General features: G+C 70.6%; 26 protein-coding genes. 11 read left to right on the top strand and 15 right to left on the bottom strand.

Annotation, left to right across the window (positions count from 1 at the left end; all coding sequences use genetic code 11):
• Positions 1-164: 164 nt before the first annotated feature.
• The 9 genes from kynU to BWR60_RS14360 all read right to left on the bottom strand — a co-directional run bounded on the left by kynU (position 165) and on the right by BWR60_RS14360 (position 8,617).
• Positions 165-1,397: a kynureninase gene (kynU, locus tag BWR60_RS14400; protein WP_088151715.1), complete on the bottom strand. Its 1,233-nt coding sequence runs from the start codon at positions 1,395-1,397 to the stop codon at positions 165-167.
• A complete protein-coding gene (locus BWR60_RS14395; RefSeq protein WP_088151714.1) occupies positions 1,394-2,242 on the bottom strand; it encodes an alpha/beta hydrolase in 849 nt (282 codons plus the stop codon). Before BWR60_RS14395 ends, kynU begins: the two co-directional genes overlap by 4 nt.
• A 5-nt stretch (positions 2,243-2,247) precedes the next feature.
• Positions 2,248-2,676 (bottom strand): RidA family protein, encoded by a 429-nt coding sequence (locus BWR60_RS14390; RefSeq protein ID WP_218823498.1) that lies wholly within the window; start codon positions 2,674-2,676, stop codon positions 2,248-2,250.
• 2 nt (positions 2,677-2,678) lie between these two features.
• Entirely contained in the window at positions 2,679-3,146 is a 468-nt protein-coding gene (locus tag BWR60_RS14385; protein WP_088151712.1) for an acyl-CoA thioesterase, read from the bottom strand.
• Positions 3,143-4,792, bottom strand: coding sequence for a benzoate-CoA ligase family protein (locus BWR60_RS14380; RefSeq protein WP_088151711.1), 1,650 nt, complete (start codon positions 4,790-4,792; stop codon positions 3,143-3,145). Before BWR60_RS14380 ends, BWR60_RS14385 begins: the two co-directional genes overlap by 4 nt.
• 195 nt (positions 4,793-4,987) lie before the next feature.
• Positions 4,988-6,154, bottom strand: coding sequence for an acyl-CoA dehydrogenase family protein (locus BWR60_RS14375; protein WP_088151710.1), 1,167 nt, complete (start codon positions 6,152-6,154; stop codon positions 4,988-4,990).
• Between the two features lie 2 nt (positions 6,155-6,156).
• Positions 6,157-6,987 carry an enoyl-CoA hydratase family protein gene (locus BWR60_RS14370; RefSeq protein WP_088151709.1) on the bottom strand — a complete coding sequence of 277 codons (831 nt, stop codon included), beginning with the start codon at positions 6,985-6,987 and terminating at the stop codon, positions 6,157-6,159.
• 21 nt (positions 6,988-7,008) lie between these two features.
• Positions 7,009-7,782 (bottom strand): SDR family NAD(P)-dependent oxidoreductase, encoded by a 774-nt coding sequence (locus BWR60_RS14365; RefSeq protein ID WP_088151708.1) that lies wholly within the window; start codon positions 7,780-7,782, stop codon positions 7,009-7,011.
• A gap of 193 nt (positions 7,783-7,975) precedes the next feature.
• Entirely contained in the window at positions 7,976-8,617 is a 642-nt protein-coding gene (locus tag BWR60_RS14360) for a TetR/AcrR family transcriptional regulator (RefSeq protein WP_088151732.1), read from the bottom strand.
• Between the two features lie 93 nt (positions 8,618-8,710).
• Here BWR60_RS14360 and BWR60_RS14355 point away from each other — a divergent pair, with 93 nt between their 5' ends.
• Genes BWR60_RS14355 through BWR60_RS14345 form a run of 3 tightly spaced genes read left to right on the top strand, consistent with a single transcriptional unit; the run spans position 8,711 to position 11,652 of the window.
• The gene (locus BWR60_RS14355; RefSeq protein ID WP_218823494.1) at positions 8,711-9,712 is read left to right on the top strand and encodes an efflux RND transporter periplasmic adaptor subunit; all 1,002 of its coding nucleotides are present in this window, start codon (positions 8,711-8,713) and stop codon (positions 9,710-9,712) included.
• A gap of 3 nt (positions 9,713-9,715) precedes the next feature.
• The gene (locus tag BWR60_RS14350) at positions 9,716-10,963 is read left to right on the top strand and encodes an ABC transporter permease (protein WP_088151706.1); all 1,248 of its coding nucleotides are present in this window, start codon (positions 9,716-9,718) and stop codon (positions 10,961-10,963) included.
• Positions 10,960-11,652 (top strand): ABC transporter ATP-binding protein, encoded by a 693-nt coding sequence (locus BWR60_RS14345; protein WP_088151705.1) that lies wholly within the window; start codon positions 10,960-10,962, stop codon positions 11,650-11,652. Before BWR60_RS14350 ends, BWR60_RS14345 begins: the two co-directional genes overlap by 4 nt.
• Positions 11,653-11,667: 15 nt before the next feature.
• On the opposite strand, the gene BWR60_RS14340 is transcribed toward BWR60_RS14345, so the two are convergent.
• The 4 genes from BWR60_RS14340 to BWR60_RS14325 are packed head-to-tail and all read right to left on the bottom strand — an operon-like array spanning position 11,668 to position 13,530.
• A complete protein-coding gene (locus BWR60_RS14340) occupies positions 11,668-12,093 on the bottom strand; it encodes a DUF1801 domain-containing protein (protein ID WP_218823493.1) in 426 nt (141 codons plus the stop codon).
• Between the two features lie 50 nt (positions 12,094-12,143).
• Positions 12,144-12,557: a VOC family protein gene (locus tag BWR60_RS14335; protein WP_034839319.1), complete on the bottom strand. Its 414-nt coding sequence runs from the start codon at positions 12,555-12,557 to the stop codon at positions 12,144-12,146.
• Entirely contained in the window at positions 12,554-13,051 is a 498-nt protein-coding gene (locus BWR60_RS14330; protein WP_218823492.1) for a helix-turn-helix transcriptional regulator, read from the bottom strand. Before BWR60_RS14330 ends, BWR60_RS14335 begins: the two co-directional genes overlap by 4 nt.
• Complete coding sequence (locus BWR60_RS14325; protein WP_088151704.1) at positions 13,048-13,530, bottom strand: DUF1801 domain-containing protein; 483 nt, start codon at positions 13,528-13,530, stop codon at positions 13,048-13,050. Before BWR60_RS14325 ends, BWR60_RS14330 begins: the two co-directional genes overlap by 4 nt.
• Before the next feature lie 116 nt (positions 13,531-13,646).
• Between BWR60_RS14325 and BWR60_RS14320 the strand changes: the two genes are divergently transcribed.
• From BWR60_RS14320 to mctP, 4 genes are all read left to right on the top strand, one after another.
• Positions 13,647-14,573, top strand: coding sequence for an ABC transporter ATP-binding protein (locus tag BWR60_RS14320; protein WP_088151729.1), 927 nt, complete (start codon positions 13,647-13,649; stop codon positions 14,571-14,573).
• Complete coding sequence (locus tag BWR60_RS14315) at positions 14,570-15,331, top strand: ABC transporter permease (protein ID WP_088151703.1); 762 nt, start codon at positions 14,570-14,572, stop codon at positions 15,329-15,331. The genes BWR60_RS14320 and BWR60_RS14315 overlap by 4 nt, the downstream gene beginning before the upstream one ends.
• A 111-nt stretch (positions 15,332-15,442) precedes the next feature.
• Positions 15,443-15,640, top strand: a complete 198-nt coding sequence (locus BWR60_RS14310; protein WP_034839302.1) for a DUF3311 domain-containing protein — start codon at positions 15,443-15,445, stop codon at positions 15,638-15,640.
• On the top strand, positions 15,630-17,105 hold the full coding sequence (gene mctP, locus BWR60_RS14305) for a monocarboxylate uptake permease MctP (protein WP_088151702.1): 1,476 nt from the start codon (positions 15,630-15,632) through the stop codon (positions 17,103-17,105). The genes BWR60_RS14310 and mctP overlap by 11 nt, the downstream gene beginning before the upstream one ends.
• Positions 17,106-17,326: 221 nt before the next feature.
• On the opposite strand, the gene BWR60_RS14300 is transcribed toward mctP, so the two are convergent.
• On the bottom strand, positions 17,327-17,830 hold the full coding sequence (locus BWR60_RS14300; RefSeq protein ID WP_088151701.1) for a MarR family winged helix-turn-helix transcriptional regulator: 504 nt from the start codon (positions 17,828-17,830) through the stop codon (positions 17,327-17,329).
• A gap of 140 nt (positions 17,831-17,970) precedes the next feature.
• Between BWR60_RS14300 and BWR60_RS14295 the strand changes: the two genes are divergently transcribed.
• The 4 genes from BWR60_RS14295 to BWR60_RS14280 all read left to right on the top strand — a co-directional run bounded on the left by BWR60_RS14295 (position 17,971) and on the right by BWR60_RS14280 (position 23,439).
• Positions 17,971-19,212 (top strand): dienelactone hydrolase family protein, encoded by a 1,242-nt coding sequence (locus BWR60_RS14295; protein WP_088151700.1) that lies wholly within the window; start codon positions 17,971-17,973, stop codon positions 19,210-19,212.
• Between the two features lie 196 nt (positions 19,213-19,408).
• Positions 19,409-20,044 (top strand): hypothetical protein, encoded by a 636-nt coding sequence (locus tag BWR60_RS14290; RefSeq protein WP_144445620.1) that lies wholly within the window; start codon positions 19,409-19,411, stop codon positions 20,042-20,044.
• Positions 20,045-20,490: 446 nt separating this feature from the next.
• On the top strand, positions 20,491-22,728 hold the full coding sequence (locus BWR60_RS14285) for a tetratricopeptide repeat protein (protein WP_179221771.1): 2,238 nt from the start codon (positions 20,491-20,493) through the stop codon (positions 22,726-22,728).
• A gap of 105 nt (positions 22,729-22,833) precedes the next feature.
• Positions 22,834-23,439 (top strand): DUF5666 domain-containing protein, encoded by a 606-nt coding sequence (locus BWR60_RS14280; protein ID WP_088151697.1) that lies wholly within the window; start codon positions 22,834-22,836, stop codon positions 23,437-23,439.
• A gap of 290 nt (positions 23,440-23,729) precedes the next feature.
• Here the strand turns inward: BWR60_RS14280 and BWR60_RS14275 are convergent, their stop codons facing one another.
• Positions 23,730-24,761: an AI-2E family transporter gene (locus BWR60_RS14275; protein WP_218823491.1), complete on the bottom strand. Its 1,032-nt coding sequence runs from the start codon at positions 24,759-24,761 to the stop codon at positions 23,730-23,732.
• Positions 24,762-25,021: the final 260 nt, after the last annotated feature.

The raw sequence follows: 25,021 nt of genomic DNA, 5'->3' as shown, positions 1-25,021 counted from the left end.
CTGAGGGGCCGGTTGCCCCCTCACCCGAAATCGCTACGCGATTTCGACCTCTCCCCAAGGAGAGGTGAAGGGCGCCGGCTCTCCCATTCCCTCTCCCCAGGGGAGAGGGAGGGGCCCGACGCGAAGCGGCGGGAGGGTGAGGGGGCTGCCCCGCCCTCCCCGCCTCAGGTCACCGCGTGGCGCCGCTGGAACTCCGGGGCCTCGAACGCCTTGCTGGTGATGACGTCCTCCACCGCCGCCACCGCGTCGAAGACATCGGCATAGCCGAGATAGAGCGGGGTCAGACCGAAGCGCATCACGTCCGGCGCGCGGAAATCGCCGATCACGCCGCGGGCGATCAGCGCCTGCATCACCGCATAGCCCTGATCGTGGCCGATCGAGACATGGCTGCCGCGCCGGGTCCCGTCGCGCGGGCTCTCCAGCCGGCAGCCGAGCGGCGCCAGGCGCTGGTCGAACAGCGCGATCAGCAGGTCGCCCATCGCCCGCGCCTTGGCCTCGACCGCGTCCATCGTGACGCCGTCATAGGCGTCCAGCGCCGCCTCATAGGCCGCCATCGACAGCATCGGCGGGGTCGAGCACAGCATCCGGCGGATGCCCTCGGCCCGGGCGAACTCCTCGCTGAAGGCGAAGGGCTCGGCATGGCCGAACCAGCCGGTCAGCGGCTGGTCCACCGCCGCCAGGTGCCGTTCGGCGACGAAGAGATGACCGGGCGCCCCCGGCCCGCCATTGAGGAACTTGTAGCCGCAGCCGATGGCGAAATCGGCGCCGGCCCGGTTCAGCTGGACATCGACCGCGCCGCTGGAATGGGCGAGGTCCCACAGGATCAGCGCGCCCTGGGCGTGGGCGGCCGCGGTGACCGCCGCCATGTCCTGGCGCTCGGCGCTCTTGAAATTGACCTCGGACAGCGTGGCGACGGCCGTATCGCCGTCGACCGCCGCCGCCACCTCGCCTGCCCGGACGCGGCGGACGCTGCAGCCCACCAGCCGGGCGACGCTGTCGACGACATAGAGGTCGGAGGGGAAGTTGCCGGCCTCGGCCACGATCACCTTGCGGTCCGGCCGCATCCGGCGGGCGGCGACCAGCAGCTTGAACAGGTTGATCGAGATCGCGTCGGTGACCGTGACCTCATGCGCCGCGGCGCCGATCAGCCGCGCCGTCTTCGCCCCGGCGCGCTGCGGCGAGGCGTACCAGCCGGCCGAGTTCCAGGAGCGGATCAGGCCCCGCCCCCACTCCTCCGCCACCGTCGCCCCGACCCGTTCGGCCACGCCGCGCGGCAGGGCGCCGAGCGAGTTGCCGTCGAGATACAGCACGCCGTCCGGCAGGGTGAAGCGGCCGCGGCAGTGGCGCAGCGGGTCGTCCCGGTCGAGGGCTTCGCACTGGGCGCGGTCGATGGTCATCGGCTTTGCGCCAGCCGCAGCACGGCGTCGAAGACGGGTGTGCCGTGATGGCCGATCTGCTCGACCACGTTGAAATGGTGCTTGCCCGGCACCGATATCGCGGGGCGGGCCAGGCCCGGCCAGGCGGTCGCCATCAGCGCGGATTGGCGGTGGAATTCGGATGTCTCGGCACCGCCGAACAGAAGCTCCAAGGGTGCGCCCGGCGCCGGCTGCGGCGCCTCATGCAGGCTCCAGTCCCTGGCCTGGCCGGGCGTCAGCCGGATCTGCTGGTTCATGCTGGTGTTGATGAGCGGACGCAAGTCGAACACACCCGAGATCGACAGGCCGCCGGCCAGGGGCGCCGCCGGCAGGCCGAAGGCCGGCCAGCCCGTCGCCAGCATCGCGGCCGTCAGATAGCCGCCGGCGGAATGGCCGCCGACGATCAGGCAGCGCCGCTCCGCCTCGCCCAGCAGGGTCGTCCAGGCGAAGGCGATGGCCTGGCGGCAGCTGTCGGTGATGCCGGCGATCGTGGTCTCCGGGCACAGGGGGTAGTTCAGCACCAGGGTGGTGAAGCCGGCCGGGACCAGGGCCGCCGCAGCCCAGGACACGTCGTCCTTGGAGCGCGCGCGCCAGTAGCCGCCATGGATGAAGACGACGGCGCCGCGCGGCCGATCGGCCCGGAACAGGTCCAGGACCTCGCGCGGGTTCCGGCCATAGGCGATGTCCGCCTGATGCGGCAGGCGCGCCCGCGTGGCCGCGGCGGTATCGATCCATCGGCCCATCACGGCGGCCATGTCCGGAGGCACGGCCCCGGTGCTGTACTCCCGCTCGCACCAAGCCGGGTCGTCGTAGCGGAGGGCGGCCATCCCCGTCACTCCGGCAGCACGGCGGTGGCCTCGATCTCGACCAGGGCCTCGCGCTCCACCAGCTCGACCACCCGCATCACCGCCATGGCCGGGTAATGCGCGCCCATCACCTCGCGATAGGCGCGGCCGAGCGGCTTGAGGTTGGCGCGGTAGGCCTCCATGTCGGTGACGTACCAGGTCAGTCGGGCGATGTGCTGCGGCCCGCCCCCGGCCGCGGCCAGCACCGCCAGGATGTTGCGCAGCGCCTGGGCGATCTGGCCAACCATGCCCTCGGCGAAGCGGCCCTCGGCGTCCCAGCCGATCTGGCCGCCGACGAAGACCACCCGGCCGCGCCCCGCCATGCCGTTGGCATAGCCCTTCGGCGCCGGCCAGCCTTCCGGCTGCAGCGTCACCAGGCCGCCTTCGCCTGCCCTGAGGACCGTCTGGTCGATCATGGTCACGTCGCGCATCTCCGCTGATAGGATTCCACCGCGTCCCGGATGTCCGCCGGGACCGGGATCGACACCGTCTCCGCGATATCCGTGGTCACCAGCACCAGCCGGCCGATCAGGGCCGGCCCGCCGTCGCGATGGCCGTGGAAGGCCAGGCCGATCGAGCTGCGCCCGACCCGCTCGACCAGCAGGGTCAGGGCCAGCACATCGCCCAGCCGCGCCGGACTCACGTAGTCGCATTCGGCCCGGACATAGCCGAGCCCGACCCGGCGGCGCTGGATGATGTCGGCATAGTCGAGGCCCAGTTCCGCCGCGAACCACGCCTCCACCGCGCCCTGCATCATGGTGAAGTAGCGGGCGAAGAAGACGATGCCGGCGGTGTCGCAATGCTCGAACCGGATCGGCTGCCGGGCGGTGAAGGCGGCGGCCGGCAGCTCGGCGGCCGGGAGCGGTGCGGAGCGAGTGTCGCTCATGATGCCTTCGCCGAGGCCGCCGAGGCTTCGGTGGCCATACGGCGCAGCTGGAAGCGCTGCAGCTTGCCGGTCTCGGTGCGCGGCAGCCGCTCCAGGAACTCCACCGCCCGCGGATACTTGTAAGGCGCGATCTCGGCCTTCACATGGTCCTGCAGCGCCTTGCGGGTCGCGGCGTCGGGCGCTTGGCCGGGCTTCAGCACGACATAGGCCTTCACGATCTGGCCGCGGTCGGGGTCCGGCACGCCGACCACGCCGCATTCCTGCACCGCCGGATGGGTCATCAGCGCGTTCTCCACCTCCGGCCCGGCGATGTTGTAGCCGGCGGAGACGATCATGTCGTCCGACCGCGCCTGGTACCAGAAATAGCCATCGGCATCGCAGCGATAGGTGTCGCCGGTCAGGTTCCAGCCGTCGCGGACATAGGCAAGCTGGCGGTCGTCGGCGAGGTAGCGGCAGCCGGTCGGGCCGCGCACGGCCAGCCGCCCGGCCTCGCCGGCCGGCAGCTCGTTGAAGTCGTCGTCGACGATCTTGGCCTCATAGCCCGGCACCACCGTGCCGGTCGATCCCGGCCGCACCGCGCCGGGGCTGGAGGCGATGAAGATGTGCAGCATCTCGGTGGCGCCGATGCCCTCGGTGATCTCGATGCCGGTGGCGTCGCGCCAGGCCTCGTAGGTGGCGGCCGGCAGCGCCTCGCCGGCCGAGACGCAGCGGCGCAGGCTGGACAGGTCGCGCCCCGGCCGCTGCGCCAGCATGGCGCGGTAGGCGGTGGGGGCGGTGAAGCTGATGGTCGGGCGGAAGCGCTCGATGCCGTCCAAGAGCTCGGCCGGCGACGCCCGCTCCAGCAGCACGGTGGAGGCGCCGGCCCGCATCGGGAACAGCACCAGCCCGCCGAGCCCGAAGGTGAAGGCCAGAGGCGGGCTGCCGATGAAGCGGTCGGACTCGTTCGGCCGCAGCACCTGGCGGGAATAGGCGTCGCAGATCGCCAGCAGGTCGCGGTGGTTGTGCATCGTGCCCTTCGGCACCCCGGTGGTGCCGGAGGTGAAGCCGATCAGGCAGATATCCTCCGCCGCCGTGTCGACCGGCGCGAAGCCGGCGGGCACCGTGTCCATCCGGGCTTCGAGATCGGCTTCGGTGCCGCCGCCGAAGGTCAGGATGTGCCGCAGCACCGGCGCCTGGGCCCGCGCCGTCTCCAGATCCGCCAGCAGCCGTGAGTCGCAGATGGCGAGGCGGACGCGGGCCTTCTCGATCATGAAGGCCAGCTCCTTGGCGCGCAGCAGCGGCATGGTGGCGACCACCACGGCCCCGGCCTTCAGCGCCGCCAGGTAGCTGGCGACCATCATCGGGTTGTTGGCCGAGCGCAGCAGCACCCGGTCGCCCGGCACCAGCCCGGCATCGCGCACCAGCACCTGCGCGATGCGGTCCACCCGGTCCAGCAGCTCCGCATAGGACCATTCGACGCCCGGCGCGATCAGGCAGGGCCGGCCGCCATGGCCCTCGGCGACGTGGCGGTCCAGGAACTCGGCGACGCAGTTCAGCCGCGCCGGATACTGCAGCGCCGGCAAAGTGAAGCGGAACTCCGGCCATTGCTCCCGCGGCGGAAGATTGTCGCGGGCGAAGCTGTCGACATGCGCGCTCTTCGTCTCCATCTCGCCTCTCCCTACGCCCGGTTCTTCCGGGTCGGTTCTGCCCCCTCACCCTCCCGTCGCCTGCGGCGCCGGGCCCCTCCCTCTCCCCGAGGAGAGGGGATCGGAGCGTCCGCCACAGGACACCTCTCCTTGGGGAGAGGTCGGAATCGCGCAGCGATTCCGGGTGAGGGGGTGGCTCCGGCGGCGGTCATGCGATCAGCCCTCCGCCAGCAGCTGGCGGGCGATGACGATCTTCTGGACCTCGGTGGCGCCCTCATAGATGCGGAGGGCGCGGATCTCGCGATACAGCTCCTCGACCTTGACACCGCGGGTGACGCCGAGGCCGCCGAACAGCTGCACCGCCCGGTCGATCACGCGCTGCGCCGCCTCGGTCGCGTGCATCTTGGCCATCGCCGCCTCGCGCGTGACCCGCACGGCGCCCCGGTCCTTGGCCCAGGCGGCGCGATAGATCAGCAGCGCGCTGGCGTCGATCTCGGTCGCCATCTCGGCCAGGGCGGCCTGGCTGAGCTGCAGGTCGCCCAGCACCCCGCCGAACATCTTCCGGCCGCGCGCCCGGCCCAGCGCCTCGTCCAGCGCCCGGCGGGCGAAGCCCAGCGCCGCGGCGCCGACGGTGGAGCGGAACACGTCCAAGGTCGCCATCGCCACCTTGAACCCCTCCCCCGCCCCGCCGATGCGGTCGGACAGATTCACCCGGCAGCCCTCGAAGCGCAGCGTCGCCAGGGGATGCGGCGCGATCACCTCGATCCGCTCCGCCACAATCAGCCCCGGCGCGTCGGCCGGCACCAGGAAGGCGGACAGGCCGCGGGCGCCCGGCGCCTCGCCGGTGCGGGCGAAGACGACGTAATGGTCGGCGATGCCGCCATTCGAGATGAAGGTCTTCTCGCCGTCGATCCGCACCGAATCCGGCCCATCCGGCACCGCAATGGTGCCGGTGGCGGCGACGTCGGATCCGGCCTCGGGCTCCGACAAGGCGAAGGCGGCGATGGCGCGGCCGTCGCGCACCGGCGGCAGGATCCGGTCTTTCAGCGCGTCCGACCCGAACAGGGTGACCGGGCCGGTGCCCAGCCCCTGCATGGCGAAGGCAAAATCGGCCAGCCCGTCATGCCGGGCCAGGGTCTCGCGGATCAGGCACAGGCTGCGGACATCCAGCCGCTCGGCCACGCCGCCATGGCTGGCCGGCACCGCATGGCGCAGCCAGCCGGCCTGGCCCAATGCCGCCACCAACCGGCGGCAGGAGCCGTCGACGTCGTGATGGTCGACCAGCCCCGGCAGGGTGGCGCCGGCCCAGGCGTCGAGCTCCGCCGCCAAAGCGCGGTGGCGGTCGTCGAAGAACGGCCAGTCGAGGAAGCTGCGATCGGGCATCGCTAGTTTCCTTCGAACACCGGCTTCGACTTGGCGGCGAAGGCCTCATAGGCGCGGCGGAAGTCGCGGGTCTGCATGCACACCGCCTGCGCTTGCGCTTCGGCCTCGATCGCCTGGTCGACGCCCATGTCCCATTCCTGGTGCAGCATCCGCTTGGTCATGGCGTGGGCGAAGGTCGGGCCGTCGGCCAGCGACATCGCCAGGGCCGTGGCCTCCGCCAGCAGCGCCTCGGGCTCGACCAGCCGGTTCAGGAAGCCCCAGCGCTCGGCCTCCGCCCCGTCCATGCTGCGGCCGGTGAACAGCAGCTCCGACGCCCGGCCCTGGCCGATGATGCGGGGCAGGATCGCGCAGGCGCCCATGTCGCAGCCGGCCAGGCCGACGCGGGTGAACAGGAAGGCGGTGCGGCTGCGCGCCGTGCCCAGGCGCAGATCCGACGCCATGGCCAGGATCGCGCCGGCCCCGGCGCAGACGCCGTCGACCGCCGCCACGATCGGCTGCGGGCAGGCGCGCATCGCCTTCACCAGGTCGCCGGTCATGCGGGTGAAGTTGAGCAGCCCGGCCATGTCGCGGTCCAAAAGCGGGCCGATGATCTCGAACACGTCGCCGCCGGAGCAGAAATTGCCGCCGGCCCCGGTGAGCAGCACGGTCTTGATGTCGGGATCCGCGGCCAGCGCCCGGAAGATGGCCACCAACTCGGCATAGCTGTCGAAGGTCAGCGGGTTCTTCCGCTCCGGCCGGTTCAGGGTGATCGTGGCCACCTTGCCCTCGACCGACCACAGGACATGCTGCGCCCGGTAGGCGGAGAGCGGCGGGGCGATGGGGGGCTGGTTCATCGGGACCTCAGAGACCTTCGCTCACATGACCTCGCCGCCGGCGACCGGCAGCGCGATGCCGTTGACGCTCGCCGCCTCGGGCCCGGCCAGCCAGGCGACGGCGGCCGCCACCTCGTCCGGCTGGATCAGGCGGCCCTGCGGGTTGCCGCGGATCAGCTCGGCCCGGATCTCGTCCGGGCTGCGGCCGGTCTTGCCCTCGATCCGGGCGACGGCGCCCTGCACCAGCTCGGTGTCGGTGTAGCCGGGGCAGACGGCGTTGACGGTGACGCCCTTGGTCGCGAATTCCTGGGCCAGCGCCCGGGTCAGCCCGACCACGCCGTGCTTGGCGGCGCAATAGGCGGCGACATAGGGGTAGCCGGTCAGCCCGGCGATGCTGGCGATGCTGATCACCCGGCCCCAGCCGCGCCCGGCCATGCCCGGCAGCACCAGCCGGGTCGCGTCGTACACCGCGCCGAGGTTGAGGCCGATCATCCGGTCCCACAGCGCCCGGTCGGTGCGGGCGAAGGGCGCGCTTTCCGCCGCCCCGGCATTGTTGACCAGGATGTCGATCGGGCCGTGGGCGGCGGCGAGCCGCGCGATGGCGGCCTCCAGCTGCTCCGGCTGCGTCACGTCGGCGACGGCATGGGCGGCCGCCTTGCCGGCGGCGACGGTCGCGGCCAGGCGGGATTCGGTCCGGCCCAGCACGGTCACCGCCGCGCCGCGCGCCGTCAGGGCGGCCGCGACCGCCGCTCCGATACCGCTGCCGCCGCCGGTGACCAGGGCGTGGCGCCCTCCCAGGGATGAAGCTGTCGTCATGCCGACCTCCCGAGAGATATTTTAAGCTTGAAACATCTCGCGAGCAAGGGCCTGTAGGGATGGGGAGATCCTTCCGACCCCACACCGTCATTGCGAGCGCAGCGAAGCAATCCAGGGGCCGGTGCGCACCGGCCCCTGGATTGCTTCGTCGGCTTCGCCTCCTCGCAATGATGGCGAGGGAAGCAAACAGCCGTCACCCTTCTTCGGGCCCCACCAGGCCGAGCTGTTGCAGCAGACGGGCGAGATAGCCGCGCAGGTCCTCCGCCGTCGGCGGCGCAGGGTCGATCAGCAGGCGGTGCAGCATGGCGCCGCCCATCATGTCCTGCAGCATCCCGGTGTCGGCCGTGGCCGGCAGCTCGCCGCGCGCCTTCGCCTGCTCCAGCAGCACCCCGAAGGCCTCGCGCCGCGGCCGCAGATAGGTCTCCCAGTAGATCGCCATCAGCCGCGGATGGCTCTGTACCGAGCCGATCAGCCGCGCCAGCAGCTTGCGATTGTCGTCGCTCGCCATCAGCTCCGCGCCCTGCTCCATCATCCGGCGCAGCGTCGGCCCCAGCGGCAGTGCGGCGAAGTCACGGAAATCGGTGACGCCCATGTCGCGTTCGGCGTTCTCGCGCACCCGGCCCATCGCCTGGGCCAGCAGCTCCTCCTTCGACGACCAGCGGCGGTAGATCGTGGTCTTGCCGACCCCGGCCCGTTTGGCGATGCGCTCGATGCTCGCCCCCTCGACGCCATGGTCCAGGAACAGCGCCAGCGCCGCCTTCAGGATCGCCTCCTCCGCCGCCTGGCTGCGGGGCCGCCCCGGTGCCCGCTTCCCCCCGGTTTCCGCTGTCGTCACATCGAGCCCTCCGCGCCTGCTCTCGAATCATATATCGAAACGATACTGTTTCGTATATATATTCTCATCGACTCGCCGCTTTCGGAGCCGCAGTTGAAGACCGTCCGCATCCTGTCCGCCGTCCTTGTGCTCGCGCTGATTGCCGGCGCCGTCTTCTGGCTGTTCGGCCGGGCCGCCCCGGTGACGACCGTCGCCCCCCGGCGCGGCGAGGCGGCGCAGATCGTCTACGCCACCGGCGTGATCGAGCCGCGCGTCTGGGCCAAGGTGACGCCGCTGGTGCGGGAGCGGATCGTGTCGATCTGCGACTGCGAGGGCGAGGCGATCGAGCCCGGCGCCGAGCTGGCCCGGCTGGACAGCCGCGAGGCCGAGGCGACCTTGGCCGAGCTGAAGGCGCGGCAGAAGCTGGCGGCGGCCGAGCACGACCGGCAGATGGTCCTGGTCGGCCGCAACGTCGCCAGCGCCCAGGCGCTGGACCAGGCGCGCAGCGAGCTGTCGCGGCTGGACGCGATGATCGCCGGCCAGACCGCGACGCTGGAGAACTACGTCCTGCGCGCGCCGATGCGCGGCCTGGTGCTGCGCAAGGACGGCGAGGTCGGCGAGATCATCGACCCCGGCACCGTCATCTTCTGGGTCGGCGAGCCGAAGCCGCTCTGGGTCATCGCCGACGTCAATGAGGAGGACATCCCCCTGGTCGCGGTCGGGCAGAAGGCGCTGCTGCGCGCCGACGCCTTTCCCGGCCAGGCGCTGCCGGCGACGGTCGACAGCATCACCCCGAAGGGCGACCCGGTGGCCAAGACCTATCGCGTGCGCCTGGCCCTGCCGGACGACACGCCCATCCGCATCGGCATGACGGTCGACGTCAACATCGTCAACCGCACCGTGCCCGACGCCCTGCTGGTGCCGGCCGAGGCGGTGAACGGCGACGCCGTTTTCACGGTCGATGGCGACGGCCGGGCCCGGCGCCGGACGATCGCGGCCGGCATCCGCGGCATCCGCGATATCGAGGTGCGCTCCGGCCTGGCCGAGGGCGACCGGGTGATCACCCCCTTCCCCGAGGCGCTGGCCGACGGCGCCCGGGTGGCGCCGGAGGGCTGAGCCATGCGGCTGCTGCTCGACCTCGCCGTCACCCACATCATCGGCCGTGGCCGTCAGACGCTGGTCGCGATCCTGGGCACCGCGCTGGGCGTCGGCTTCTCGATCGCCATGGCGGCGCTGATGCAGGGCGGCGAGGACGATTTCGTCGCCCAGCTGATCGACACCATGCCGCATGTCCAGATCACCGACGAGCGCCGCACCGCGGCGCGGCAGCCGGCCGAGGACGAGTTCGACGCGGTGGCCATCGCCGGCCTCCGCCCCCGCGACGACCGGCGCGGCATCCTGAACCCGACCGCGGCGGTGGCGGCGCTGAGCGGCTGGATCCCGGGGCGGATGTCGAAGAGCCTGAAGACCCAGGGTGTGGTGCGCTATGCCGGGCAGGACATCGGCATCAGCATCTATGGCGTCGAGCCGCGGCAGGAGGCGCGCGTCTCCTCGATCGCCCAGGATTTCCGCCAGGGCAGCTTCGATTCGCTGATCGCCGGGGGCAACAACATCGTGGTCGGGGACAGCCTGGCCAAGCGGCTGGGCGCCGATCTCGGCACCACCGTCACCCTGGTCTCCGCCACCGGCCAGACCCGCGCGGTCAAGATCGTCGGCCTGTTCCACACCGGCGTCACCGCCCGCGACGAGGGCGAGGGCTATGTCCTGCTGAAGATCGCCCAGATCCTGAGCGAGCGGCCGAACGCCATCAACGAGATCCGGCTGAAGCTCGATGATCCGAACGCCGCGCCGGCGGTGGCCAAGCGGGCCGAGGCGCTGATCGGCTACAAGGCGGTGGCCTGGCAGGAGGCGAACGAGTCGCTGCTGCAGGCCTTCGTCATCCGCAACATCATCATGTACACGGTGGTCGGCGCCATCCTGCTGGTGGCCGGCTTCGGCATCTTCAACATCGTCTCGACCATCACCCATGAGAAGGCGCGCGACATCGCCATCCTGAAGTCGCTCGGCTTCGAGGCGCGGGACATGCGCCGGCTGTTCCTGCTGGAGGGGTTGACGCTCGGCCTCGCCGGGTCGCTGGCCGGCTGGCTGCTGGGCTTCGCCCTGTGCCTGGGGCTGTCCAGCATCGAGTTGCACCTGTCCGGCGCCAATGTCGGGCGCGAGATCACCCGGCTGCCGCTGACCTGGAGCCCCTGGCACTATTTGATCGCCGCCGGTTTCGCCCTGGTGGCGGCCGGCATCGCCGGCTACCTGCCGGCGCGCCAGGCGGCCAAGCTGAATCCGGTCGACATCATCCGGGGGGCGACATGAGCGCGCTCGTCGAGGCCAGGGGCCTGACCCGGGTGCTGCCGGAGACGGTGCCGGTGACGCTGGTCAAGGACGTGTCGCTGGCGATCGGCGAGCGCGAGCTGGTCGCCGTCACCGGCCCGTCCGGCTCCGGCAAGTCGTCGCTGCTCTACCTGCTCGGCCTGCTCGACCGGCAGACGGGCGGGGAGTTGCATATCGCCGGGAAGGATGCATCGGCGCTGGGTGAGCGAGATCGGGCCCGGCTGCGGCTGGATTCGATCGGCTTCGTCTTCCAATTCCACTTCCTGCTGCCGGAGTTCACGGCGCGGGAGAATGTCGAGATCCCGATGCGCAAGCTCGGCCGCCTCGGCGCCCGGCAGATGCGCGAGCGGGCGGACGGGCTGCTCGACGCGCTCGGCCTGGCCGACCATCGCGGCAAGCGGCCGGACCAGCTGTCGGGCGGCCAGCGCCAGCGCGTGGCGGTGGCCCGGTCGCTGGCCAACGACCCGCCGCTGCTGCTGGCGGACGAGCCGACCGGCAGCCTCGACAGCCATAGCTCGGAGCAGGTCTTCGCCATCCTCTCGGCGCTGGTGCATGAGCGCGGCAAGACCGTGGTGGCAGTGACCCACGACGTCGACCTGGCGGCGCGGATGGACCGCCGGATCCATCTGGTCGACGGGGTCGTGACCAGCGACGAACGGAATGGCCGGTGACGGCGCCCGGGTGCCTCAGCCCCCTTTCGGCGCCTTCTTCGCGCGGCCCCCCGCGTTCAGCGCCACGGCCGCGCGGACCAGGGCCGTCAGCGCCGCCTCGTCGATCGCCTCGCCCTCGCGGATGTCGACGGCGCGGCGGGTGTTGCCGTCGAGGCTGGAGTTGAACAGGCCCGCCGGGTCCGGCAGTGCCGCGCCCTTGGCGAAGGTCAGCTTGACCACGGCCTTGTAGGTCTCGCCGGTGCAGAGGATGCCGGCATGCGACCACACCGGGACGCCGCGCCACTTCCACTCCTCGACCACCTCCGGGTCGGCCCGCCGGATCAGCGCCCGGATCCGGGCCAGCGTCTCGCCCCGCCAGTCGCCCAGCTCCCGGATCCGCCCGTCGATCAGGCGGGAGGCGGACTCCGCCCCCTCCGCCGCATCGCCCTTCGCCCCGGTCATCGGCATTGTCGCCCGCCCGTCGCTCGAATGTCGCCCGACGCCGGCCTCCATCACGCGTCCCGTCGCGGCTGGATCATCTTCCACCCGTTCCCCGACGGATCACGGAAGCTGGCGTCGACCGCACCATAGCGCTCGATCGGCTCCTGCGTGAACTCCACGCCGCGGGCGCGCATCCGGTCATGGGCGGCGCGGCAGTCGTCGACATCCAGCACCAAAGGCGGCATGGCGCCTTTCGCCACCGCCTCGCGCAGGGTCTGCGCGGTGGCCGCGTCGACCATCGGCGCCTGCGGCGTGAACAGGCCGAGCTGGAAGGACGGCTGGTCCGGATGCTGCACCGTGAGCCAGCGATAATCGCCGTTCCGCACATCGGTGTGGACGCGGAATCCGAGCTTCCCGACATAGAATTCGAGGGCCTCGTCCTGATCGCGGACATACAGGCCGACCACCCCGACACCCTGGCTCATGGGACCTCCGTTTGCTGGGACGCGGGCACCCTATCGTCGGCCTCCTGCCGCCGCTTCTCCGAAACTGCGATTGTGAGGTCCGGCCGGTGGGCGGCGCTGAGGAAGCAGGGCGGCACCCGGTCGAGCCGGTGCAGCACCGCCTTCTCGCGCGCCCGCAGCTCGCCCGGGCTCTCGCCGGTGACGTCGCGGAAGGTGCGGCCGAAGGTGCCCAGGCTGTTCCAGCCGGTCTCGAACGCGATCTCGGTGACCGGCAGGTCGGTGTCGCGCAGCAGCGCCTTGGCCCGCTCGATCCGCCGCGTCAGCAGGTAGCGGTGCGGCGGGACGCCGAAGGCCTCCTTGAACGACCGGGCGAAATGCGCCTCGGAGACGCCGCTGACCCGCGCCAGCCGCGGCACCGGCCAGTCCTCATGCGAGGCGGCGTCCATCCGGTCCTTGGCGCGCAGCAGGCGGCGCAGCAGCGCCGGATCCTGGCCCCGGCTCGCGGCCCCGCTCACATCCGCTCGCCGGGCAGCCGGCTGGCCTGCCGCATCCAGTCGGCGAGCCGGGTTTCGTCCAGCGCGTCGCCCTCATGGATATGAAAGTAGCGCACGCGCTGCTGCTTCGAGGCGACGGGCGGCAGCGGGTCCAGCGATGCGCCGTTGAAGAAAGCCAGCTTGATGTATCTGGCGAAGCAATGGATGCCGAGAAACCAGGTCTGCTCCTCCATCCCGTAGAGCGGCGAGTTCCATTTGACCGCCTTGCGCACGCCGGGGACGGCGCGCTCGACCAGCGCGTCGAGGCGGCGCCCGACCTCGCTCTTCCAGCCCGGCATGGCCGCGATATAGGCCTGCACCGGCCCGTCGCCATGGCCCTTGGCGATCTGCGGGTTGCCGCCGGACAGCAGGACCGGCTCGCCGGCCTTCCGATCGGTGGCGGCCGGCTTGGCCGCCTTCGCCGTGCCTGTTTTCGTCGCGGCTGTCTTCCGGCCGGCCATCGCGCTCCCCTCGCTGATCGGCGAACAGGCCACCGAGAATATGGAAATTCCCGATGATGTCGACCGTCGCACGAAGCCGCATCGAATCACCCCCGGCTTCGGCTATGGTCGCCGCCATGCCGCCGATCATCACCGTCTCGAACCTCTCGAAGACCTATGCCTCCGGCTTCCAGGCGCTGAAGAGCGTCGACCTGGAGATCCGGCGCGGCGAGATCTTCGCCCTGCTCGGCCCCAACGGCGCCGGCAAGACCACGCTGATCAACATCGTCTGCGGCATCGTCCGTGCCAGCGGCGGGTCGGTCACCGTGGACGGCCACGACATCGGGTCCGACTACCGCGCCGCCCGGTCGCGCATCGGGCTGGTGCCGCAGGAGCTGACCACCGACACCTTCACCACGGTCCAGGCCACCTGCGCCTTCAGCCGCGGCCTGTTCGGCAAGCCGGCCAACCCCGCCCATATCGAGCGCGTCCTGCGCGACCTGTCGCTGTGGGAGAAGAAGGACAGCAAGATCATGACGCTGTCCGGCGGGATGAAGCGCCGGGTGCTGATCGCCAAGGCGCTGGCGCATGAGCCGGACATCCTGTTCCTGGACGAGCCCACCGCCGGCGTCGATGTCGAGCTGCGGCAGGACATGTGGCGGCTGGTCCGCGCCCTGAGGGACCAGGGCGTCACCATCATCCTGACCACCCACTATATCGACGAGGCCGAGGAGATGGCCGACCGGATCGGGGTGATCCGCAAGGGCGAGATCATCCTGGTCGAGGACAAGGCCGAGCTGATGCACAAGCTGGGCAGGAAGCAGCTGACGTTGCAGCTGCAGGCGCCGCTGCAGAGCCTGCCCGAGGCGCTGGCCGCGCACCACCTGGCGCTGTCGGCCGACGGCACCGAGCTGGTCTACACCTACGACACCCAGGGCGAGCGCACCGGCATCACCGCCGTGCTGCAATCCCTGTCCGATGCCGGCATCCGGTTCAAGGATCTCCGCACCAGCCAGAGCTCGCTGGAGGAGATCTTCGTCAAGCTGGTGAGCGAACGGTCATGAACCTCTACGCGATCCGCGCGATCTACATGGCAGAGATGGCGCGCACCGGCCGCACCCTGATGCAGAGCATCCTGTCGCCGGTGATCTCGACCTCGCTGTACTTCGTCGTCTTCGGCTCGGCCCTGGGCTCGCGCATCGAGCAGATCCACGGCGTCAGCTACGGCGCCTTCATCGTGCCCGGGCTGATCATGCTGTCGCTGCTGACGCAGAGCATCTCCAACGCCTCGATCGGCATCTACTTCCCGAAATTCATCGGCACGATCTACGAGCTGCTGTCGGCCCCGGTCTCCTATCTCGAGATCGTCGTCGCCTATGTCGGGGCGGCGGCCACCAAGTCGATCGTCCTCGGAATCATCATCCTGGCCACGGCCGGGCTGTTCGTGCCGCTGCAGGTGGTGCACCCCTTCTGGATGGTGGTGTTCCTGCTGCTGACCGCCGTCACCTTCAGCCTGTTCGGCTTCATCATCGGCATCTGGGCCGACGGGTTCGAGAAGCTGCAGGTGATCCCGCTGTTGATCATCACACCGCTGACCTTCCTGGGCGGCAGCTTCTATTCGATCACCATGCTGCCGCCCTTCTGGCAGACCGTGGCGCTGTTCAACCCCGTGGTCTACCTGATCAGCGGCTTCCGCTGGAGCTTCTACGGCGTCGCCGACGTCAACGTCGCCGTCAGCCTGGGCATGACCTTGGCCTTCCTGGCGGTGTGCCTCGCCATCGTCGCCTGGATCTTCAGGACCGGATACCGGCTGAAGTCCTGAGGCGGCCCCATCCGCGACTTTACCGCCCCGCGTTCATTCCTGCTAAACCTGCCCGGGGACGCCGACGGAGACTCGGGCCGGGAGAACGGCCCGCGATGGAAGGGAATTGCCATGCCAGAGCGTTCACGGCGGCCGATCCTGTGGCTGCTGCTCCTGCCCTATATCGGGCTCCTGTGGGTGCCGTTCTACAATGCGCGGGAGCCGGAGATCCTGGGCTTCCCGTTCTTCTACTGGTACCAGTTCGCCTGGGTGCCGCTGACCGCGCTGATCATCTGGATCGCCTATCGGAGCGTGCGCCATGACGACTGAGCTCGACGTCGTCGCCCTTTGCGTCTTCGCCTTCTTCTTCATCCTGGTCACCGTCATGGGCTTCATGGCCGCCCGCTGGAAGCGGGGCGAGACGCTGGCCCATATCGATGAATGGGGGCTGGGCGGCCGCAAGTTCGGCACCTGGGTCACCTGGTTCCTGGTCGGCGGCGACTTCTACACCGCCTACACCGTGATCGCGGTGCCGGCGCTGGTCTATGCCGTCGGCGCCTACGGCTTCTTCGCCCTGCCCTACACCATCATCGTCTACCCCTTCGTCTTCCTGGTGATGCCGAAGCTGTGGAAGCGGGCCAAGGAGCACGGCTACGTCACCGCCGGCGACGTGGTGTTCGGCCAGTACGGCTCGCGCGGGCTGGAGCTGGCGGTGGCCATCACCGGCGTCCTCGCCGTCATGCCCTATATCGCGCTGCAGCTGGTCGGCATGGCCGCGGTGATCAAGGCGCTGGGCCTGACCGGCGAGCTGCCGCTGGCGATCGCCTTCGTCATCCTGGCGCTCTACACCTACTCCGCGGGCCTGCGGGCGCCGGCGCTGATCGCCTTCGTCAAAGACATCATGATCTACATCGCGGTGCTGGCCGCGGTGGCACTGATCCCGTGGGAGCTGGGCGGCTACGGCGCCGTGTTCCAGGCCGCCGACGACGCCTTCAAGGCCAAGGGCGCGGGCGGCCTGCTGCTCGGCGACAGCCAGATGGTGGCCTATGCCACGCTGGCGCTGGGCTCGGCCCTCGCCGCCTTCATGTATCCGCATACCCTGACCGGCATCTTCGCCTCGGCCAGCGCCAACACCATCCGCAAGAACGCGGCGCTGCTGCCGGCCTATACTCTGCTGCTCGGCCTGCTGGCCCTGCTCGGCTATATGGGCCATGCCGCGCATCTGCAGGTCGCCAGCCCGAACGACGTGGTGCCGGCCCTGTTCCAGACGCTGTTCCCGAGCTGGTTCGCCGGCTTCGCCTTCGCCGCCATCGCCATCGGCGCCCTGGTGCCGGCGGCGGTGATGAGCATCGGCGCCGCCAACCTGTTCACCCGCAACTTCTGGAAGGCCTATGTCGACCCGGACGTGAGCCATGCCGGGGAGGCGCAGGTGGCCAAGGTCACCTCGCTGGTGGTCAAGGTCGGCGCGCTGCTGGTGATCGTGTTCCTGCCGACCCAGTTCGCGCTGGACCTGCAATTGCTCGGCGGCGTCTGGATCCTGCAGACCCTGCCGGCGCTGGTGTGCGGCCTGTATGTCGGCTGGTTCCGGGCCCCGGCGCTGTTCGCCGGCTGGGCCGTCGGCTTCTTCGGCGGCAGCTTCGTCGTCTGGTCCGACGGGCTGAAGCCGCTGCACGCGCTGAGCATCGGCGGCAGCACGGTCACGGTCTATGCCGGGCTGCTGGCGCTGGCCGCCAACATCGTGGTGGCGGTGCTGGTCAACCTGGTGGTGGCACCGCGGGTGGCGCGCGCCGCCTGAGGGCAGACGGTCCGAGAATAGATCGCTCCAGCGCGATCAGAAGAGGCAGTTGGATTTCGAGTTGTCTTTGCGTTGCCTCTCCCGCCTGGCGGGAGAGGTCGGGCGTCCGCAGGACGACCGGGTGAGGGCTGGTCCAGGCCTCGACGAACTCCCCTCACCCGGAGCCGCTTCGCGTCTCCGACCTCTCCCGCAAGCGGGAGAGGCAACAACTCAACGCCTTCCTATTCCGCCCGGCTCCGCCCCCGTGGCCTCGTCGCATCAGCGACCGAGGTCTTGGTGCGGCCGAGCAGCTCCATCAGCCGCTCGATCTCACCGGTCTCGAGGCCCGCCGTCATCTCGGCCACCCAGTCGCCATGCGCCGCGGCCATGGCGGCGAACTGGCGCTCACCCTCCTCCGTCAGCCGGATGACGTGCTTGCGCCGGTCTGCCCGCGACTGCTCGCGCGCCACCAGCCCGTTCTCGACCAGCCGCTCGACCAGCCCGGTCATGTTGCCGTTCGAGACCATCAGCCGCTGGCTGAGCTCGCCCAGGGTCAGGCCCTGGCGCATCTTGTACAGCTGCGCCATCAGGTCGAAGCGCGGCAGGGTGGTGTCGAAGCTCTCGGCCAGGCGGCGCCGCACCTCGCGCTCGATCATCGTGGTGCAGGTCAGAAGCCGCAGCCACAGCCGCAGCTCGACGCGGTGGTCCTTGGGCCGGTCGGCGACCGCGGTCTCGGCATCGATCATTCTGCGTCAATCCTGCACACGGGCCTTGGCCGCCCGATCTGCTTTAAGTTTAAAGTATAACCGCGGACGGCGCAGCCCCCGATGCCACGGCCTTCCAGAAGGGCGCCCGGCCGCTTCCGGAGCCAGCGGAGACCAGGGCCATGACCAGCAGGTGGATCGACATCCCGGCCGATGACGGCGGCCGGTTCCAGGGCTATCTGGCGGTGCCGGAGAGCGGCAGCGGCCCCGGCCTCCTGCTGCTGCAGGAGATCTTCGGCGTCAACGCCCATCTCCGCGCCGTGGCCGACCTGTATGCCGAGGAAGGCTATGTCGTGCTGGCGCCGGACCTGTTCTGGCGGCTGGAGCCGAAGGTCGACCTGGGCTATGTCGAGACCGACGTGGCCCGCGCCCGCGAGCTGCTGGGCCGCCTGGATATCGACCGTGCGGTCGCCGATTGCGGCGCTGCTTTAGGAGCGCTGCGCCGGCTGCCGGAATGCCGCGGCAAGATCGGCGCGCTGGGCTTCTGCCTGGGCGGGCGCCTGGCCTATCTGACCGCCGCGCGCCACCATGTCGACGCCGCGGTCAGCTACTACGGCACCGGGATGGGGCCGCTGCTGGGCGAGGCCGGGGCGATCCGCTGCCCGATGGTCTTCCACATTCCGGAGAAGGACCGCCACCTGCCGCCGCCGGTGCGCGAGGCGATCGCCGACGCCTTCGCCGGCCGCGACGACGTCCAGCTCTTCGTCTATCCGGGCGCCGAGCACGGCTTCAACGTGCCGGCCCGGGCGGCCTACGACAAGCCGGCCTCGCTGATGGCCCATTCCCGCAGCCTGGCCGTGTTCCGCGCCGCGCTGGGACCGAAATACGACCTGCCGGCGCTGTGGGAGCGGCACACCGAGCTGGAATTCGCCACCCGCGACGCCCGCGCCACCATGAAGACCATGGTGGCCGAGCCCTATGTGAACCACATCCCGACCATGACCGGCGGCGTCGGCCAGGACGACCTGTACCGCTTCTACGCCAACCATTTCATCCCGAAGACGCCGGCCGATACGAAGCTGGTCCCGATCAGCCGCACCGTCGGGGTCGACCGGCTGGTCGACGAGATGCTGTTCTGCTTCACCCACGACGTCGAGATCGACTGGATGCTGCCCGGCATCCCGCCGACCGGCCGATATGTCGAGATCCCGCTGGTCGCGATCGTCCGCTTCCGCGGCGACCGGCTGTACAACGAGCACATCTACTGGGACCAGGCGTCGGTGCTGGTGCAGATCGGCCTGCTGGACCCCGAGGGCCTGCCGGTGGCCGGGGTCGAGACGGCCAAGAAGCTGGTCGATGAGGGCCTGCCCTCCAACACCCTGATGGCCCGCTGGGCGGAGAGCGCGCCGGAGAGGAAAGCGTAGGAGGAGGGCCACTCGCCCTTCCTCCCTCCTGTCATCCTCGGGCTTGACCCGAGGCTCCGGGGGGCCGGTGCGCACCGGTCCCCGGATGGAGTCGTCGGCTTCGCCTTCGCCATGGCTGGGGCCGTATTTTCTTGACTTAATGTTCCTATTATGTTCTCATTCTGCAATGGCCGATGCCGACACCAGGACCGAGATTGTGCTCGCCGCCCCGCCGGGTCCGGACGATGACGCGATCCTGTCCGGCCTGATCGAGCTCAGCGCGGCGATGGCCCGGGCGTTCCAGGCCGAGGCCCTCGCCGCCCTGCAGGCCGACGACCTCGATCGTGCCTGCAAGGCCGAAACCCGTTTCAGCCGCCTCTTCCTCGGCATCCGCCGCGCCATTGCCCTGAGGGCCAAGCTGCGCCAGCAGCAGGAGGCCCGGCGCGCCGCCGACCAGGACCGGGACGACCAGGTGGCCCGGGCGGCCGACCGCCGCCGCCGCGTCGCCCAGGGCGTCACCGGCGCCATCGCGGCCGCGACCGCCGATCCCGACACGCGCGAACGGCTGACCGCCGATCTCTGGGACCGGCTGGCCGGCGACCATGCCGACGGCCGCGACGGGGCCGACAGGGCCCTGCCGATCGAAGACCTGATCCGCAGCCTGTGCCGCGCCCTCGGCATCCCGCCCGACCGGGCCGCGATCGCCGCGGCCGTCGCCGGGACCATGGAGGTGCCCGGGAAGGCCGGGACGGAGACCGCCGGACACGCACCCGCGCAGGGCTGGTTCCGTCCTTCGGATGCGCCCGTCGGCAGCCGGCCCCCGCCGAGTCCGGCGGGACCGGACAGCAGTTGAAGGATCAACAGCCCAAACCATAAGCCGTCATGGCGAGGCGCGCAGCGCCGTGGCCATCCAGCGGCTCGATCTCTGGATGGCCACGTCGGCTTCGCCTCCTCGCCATGACGGCTTGGGGTGGAGAGCAGGGTTGGGTTCGCTTGCCGCGAACCCAACCTCCGAATGCACCCGCCTGCCCAACTTTCCACACTCCCCTTCCCTTCCGGGAGGGGATAAGGGGAGGAGGCTGCGCGCCCCTTCCCGCCTGCGAGATTTTTCACCCTCACCTGTCATCCCCGCGAAAGGGGCAGCACGTGGATCGGGGTCGCGACGCGAACCAAGCTGCGAACGCGGCGCCGCCCGGCCCCGCCGCGATCGGCCATCGACAGCGGGACCGGTTTCGATGAGGATGGTGTGATCAGGGGGAATTTCTCGCACCGTCATTTCAGATGCGCATCCGTCATTTCATGCTGGGGATCGTTCTGGCCTCGCCGGCGGCCCTGGCCTCTCCGCCGTCCTTCATTCCGGCGGCACCTGACCGTTCCGACGATATCCTGGCGATCCGCGAGGCGGGGCCCGAGGCGGCTTTGCGGGCGCTGCGGCTGACCGCCGAATCCGGGGATGCCGAGGCGCAGATCCGGCTCGGCTATCGCACCGAGGCCGGTGACGGCGTCGACCGGGACCCGGCCGAAGCCGCCCGCTGGTACCGCCGGGCCGCCGAGCAGGGCAGCGCCCGCGGCCAGGCCTATCTCGGCGACATGTACCGGGACGGAATCGGGGTCGCCCGCGACGATGCCGAGGCGGTGCGCTGGTACCGCCTGGCGGCGGCCCAGGGCGATGATCGCGGCCAGACCTATCTGGGCTACATGTACCAGGACGGGCGCGGCGTCGGGCGCAGCGAGGCCGCGGCGGTCCGGCTGTACCGTCTGGCCGCCGAGCAGGGCTACATCCCGGCCCAGACCAGCCTCGGCTACATGCTGGAGAATGGCCGGGGCGCCGGCCAGGACTATGCCGCCGCGGCGTATTGGTACGGTCGCGCGGCCGATGCCGGATCCGCCGTCGGCCGGCGCCTGCTGGGGTCGCTGTACTATTTCGGCCACGGCGTGCCGCAGGACGACGCCGAGGCCGTGCGCCTGTACCGCCTGGCCGCCGAGCAGGGCAATGCCGAGGCCCAGACCAATCTCGGCTGGATGACCGAGGTCGGCCGCGGCACGGCGGAGGACGAGGCCGAGGCCGTGCGCCTCTACCGCCTCGCCGCCGACCAGGGGCTGGCCCGGGCGCAGACCAACCTGGCCTTCATGTACGACGCCGGCCACGGCGTTCCCCAGGACACGGCCGAGGCGGTGCGCTGGTACCGCCTGGCGGCGGCGCAGGACTACGCCCGGGCCGAGACCGAGCTCGGCGGCCTCTATGATTCCGGGCGCGGCGTGCCGGAGAACGACGCCAAGGCGATGCGCTGGTACCGCCTGGCCGCCAAGCAGGATTATGCCGAGGCGCAGAACAACATCGGCATCCTGTACGAGCTCGGCCAGGGCGTGCCCGCGGATGATGCCGAGGCCGCGCGCTGGTACCGCCTGGCCGCGGACCAGGGCTACCTGCATGCCCAGAGCAATCTCGGCTGGCTGTATGAGAGCGGCCGCGGCGTGGCCAAGGACGACGCCGAGGCCGCCCGCCTCTACCGCCTGGCCGCGGATCAGGGCCTGGCGCGGGCGCAGACCAATCTGGGCGACCTCTACCGCGACGGCCAGGGCGTGGCCCGCGACGATGCGGAGGCGGTGCGCTGGTATCGCCTGGCTGCCGACCAGGGCCTGGCCCGGGCCCAGGCCAATCTCGCCTGGATGTATGAACGCGGCCGCGGCGTGCCCGATGACGATGCCGAGGCGGCCCGCCTCTATCGCCTGGCCGCCGACCAGGGCCTGGCGCGGGCGCAGACCGATCTCGGCGACCTCTACCGCGACGGCCAGGGCGTGGCCCGCGACGATGCGGAGGCGGTGCGCTGGTACCGCCTGGCCGCCGACCAGGACTTCGCCCGCGCCGAGGCCAATCTCGGCTGGATGTATGAGCGCGGCCGCGGCGTGCCCGATGACGATGCCGAGGCGGCACGCTGGTACCGCCGTTCGGCCGAGCGGGGCTACGCCTATTCGCAGTTGCACCTCGGCCGGATGTACGAGCAGGGCCGCGGCGTGGCGCGAAGCGATCTCAAGGCCATCCGCCTGTATCGCCTCGCCGCCGACAAGGGCAATGCCGAGGCCGCCCGCAGCCTCGGCCGGTGCTTCCAGGCCGGGCGCGGCGTGATCCAGGATGACGGCCAGGCGCTGCGCTGGTTCCGCATCGCCGCCGACAAGGGCGACGCCGAGGCGCAGAACGAGCTGGGCATCGCCTATGAGACCGGCCGCGGTATCGCCCGCGACGAGACCGAGGCGGTGATCTGGTTCGCCCGCGCCCTGACCGACGGGGACGACACGCCGAAATACGCGGCCATGCTGCTCGGTGCCCGGTCGCCCGCGGCCAAGGCCGCGGCGGCGCTGCGCCTGCTGGCCGCGCTCGGCTATGCCGCCGCGGGCGGCGGCACCGGGGACGGCGTGGTCCAGGCGGCGGCCGAGGCCTTCCGCCGCGCCGAGGGCCTGCCGGCGGCCGACGGCGTCGACGACGCGCTGCTGGTGGCGCTGGCGCGGCGGGAATGGAAGGCCGCCCCGCCGTCCTGACGCACCGTTCCCGACATCGGTCGCGGACAGAATTCATGTAACCGCCGGCGCGGTCGGGCCGTACGGGTGTCGGGGGGACGTCGACGCTCCAGCGAGGACAGCATCATGAAGCGCAGCGCGATTGCGGGCCTGGCCCTGTTCGGGATCCTGTCGGCCCTGCCGGCCATGGCCCAGAGCCAGCCCCAGCAGCGCATCCGCGGCACCATCGAGGCGATGGACGGGCCGGTGATGACCATCGCCGCCCGCGGCGGCACCACCGCGACCGTCACCATGGCCGACGACGCCCAGGTGCGGACCATCGCCCCGGCCGACATCCACGACATCAAGCCCGGCACCTATATCGGCAGCGCCGCCATGCCGCAGGCGGATGGCAGCCTGCAGGCGCTGGAGGTGCAGGTGTTCCCGGAGAGCATGCGCGGCGTCGGCGAGGGCCAGCACCCCTTCGACCTGAAGCCGGGCAGCACCATGACCAACGCCACCGCCGGCGACGTCACCGGCACCGACGGGCGGGTGGTGACGATGCGCTACCAGGGCGTCGAGACCAAGCTGGTGGTGCCGCCCGACGTGCCGGTGATCACCTATGAGCCCGGCAATCGCAGCCAGCTGGTCAAGGGCGCCCATGTCATCGTCAGCGCGGTCAAGGCCGATGACGGGTCGCTGGTCTCGCACGCCGTCCAGGTCGGCAAGGACGGGCTGGTGCCGCCGATGTAAGAGACCGTCTGTAAATGCTACTGGCGCGGCCGTCTGACGGCGGTTTCTCCGCTTCCGGTGCTCACGCACCAAACGTGCGCTGCGCTCCGGTTCTCGAAACCGCCGCCAGCCGACTCACGCCAGCGCATTTCCAAACGGTCTCTCAGGCCGAACACCGCTCCCAACACCGTCATTGCGAGCGCAGCGAAGCAATCCAGGGGCCGATGCGAACCGGCCCCTGGATTGCTTCGTCGGCTTCGCCTCCTCGCAATGACGGTTCTTCGCGAGGGAGACGGGTCTGATCGTCAGCGTCAGATCAGCTTGCTGCGCCCCAGCTCGGCCTTCAGATAGGCGTAGAACACCGGGGCCGCGATCACCCCCGGCACGCCGAACGCCGCTTCCATCAGCAGCATGGCGATCAGGATCTCCCAGGCCCGGGCATGGATCTGGGTGCCGACGATCTTGGCGTTGATGAAGTATTCCAGCTTGTGGATGATGATCAGGAAGGCCAGCGACGCCGCGGCGACATAGACCGACAGGCTGAGGCTGATCACCACGATCACGGTGTTCGAGATCAGGTTGCCGATCACCGGCAGCAGCCCGACCACGAAGGTGACCACGATCATGGTCTTGGTCAGCGGCAGGTGGATGCCGAAGGCCGGCAGGACGCCGACCAGGTAGATCGCGGTCAGCACCGTGTTGAAGGCGGAGATCCGCACCTGGGCGAAGACGACGCGGCGGAAGGACAGGGCCAGCAGCCGCGCCCGCTCCCCCAGCGCCCGGGCCAGCGGGCCGCGCCCTGGCTTCTCGGTCAGGTCGGCGATGGCGATCATGCCGCCGATCACCAGCCCGATGATGATGTGGACCAGGATGCGGCCGACATCGGTGGTGATCCGCAGCAGGTCCCGCGCATGGTCGCGCAGCGACTGCGCAATCATGGTGTCGAGGTCCTGGCCGCTGTTCGGGATATAGGCGACGATCCAGGGCGGCAGCTGCTGGCTGGCCTGCTCCACCGCCTCGGCCATCTTCCGCATCACCGCGACCAGGCCCTGCGGCCGGTCGGTGAGGAACGAGATCAGCTCGATCGCGCCGAAGACCAGGGCCAGGCTGATCACCGCCGTCAGCAGGCCGAGGGCGATGATGCGGCCGATATTCGGCAGGAAGCCGAAGCGCCGGAACGCGGGCGCCACCACATGCACCAGCTCGTGGATCAAGAGCCCGGCGAGCAGCGCCGCGAGCAGCCCGAACCAGAGGGTGCCAAGCAGGGCCAGGCCGGCCAGGATCTGCGCCGAGATCTCGATGCGTCGCTCGCGCAGGGACGGGCCGGGAGCCGCAGGGACCACGGCCGCGCTTTCCTCGCTTCGGCCGGGTTGGAAATTCATGATCTCAAAGCCTGTTCTCGACGGGACTGCGCGCAGCGATAGGAGCGAGACTCCGTACCCTAACCGGACAAATGTCAATCAAACCCTTGGCGACATGATGGCGGCGCGGGATCGGAACCAAGATCAACCCGTCATGGCGAGCCCCGGAGGGGCGCGGCCATCCAGGGCCGCTCGCATCGGCCCCTGGATGGCCACGTCGCTTCGCTCCTCGCCATGACGGG

Source organism: Inquilinus limosus (assembly GCF_002195995.1).
In the GTDB taxonomy this organism is placed as follows: domain Bacteria; phylum Pseudomonadota; class Alphaproteobacteria; order DSM-16000; family Inquilinaceae; genus Inquilinus; species Inquilinus limosus_C.
The sequence above is the reverse complement of the archived record's forward strand: the minus strand, read 5'-3'. Positions and strand labels throughout refer to the sequence as shown.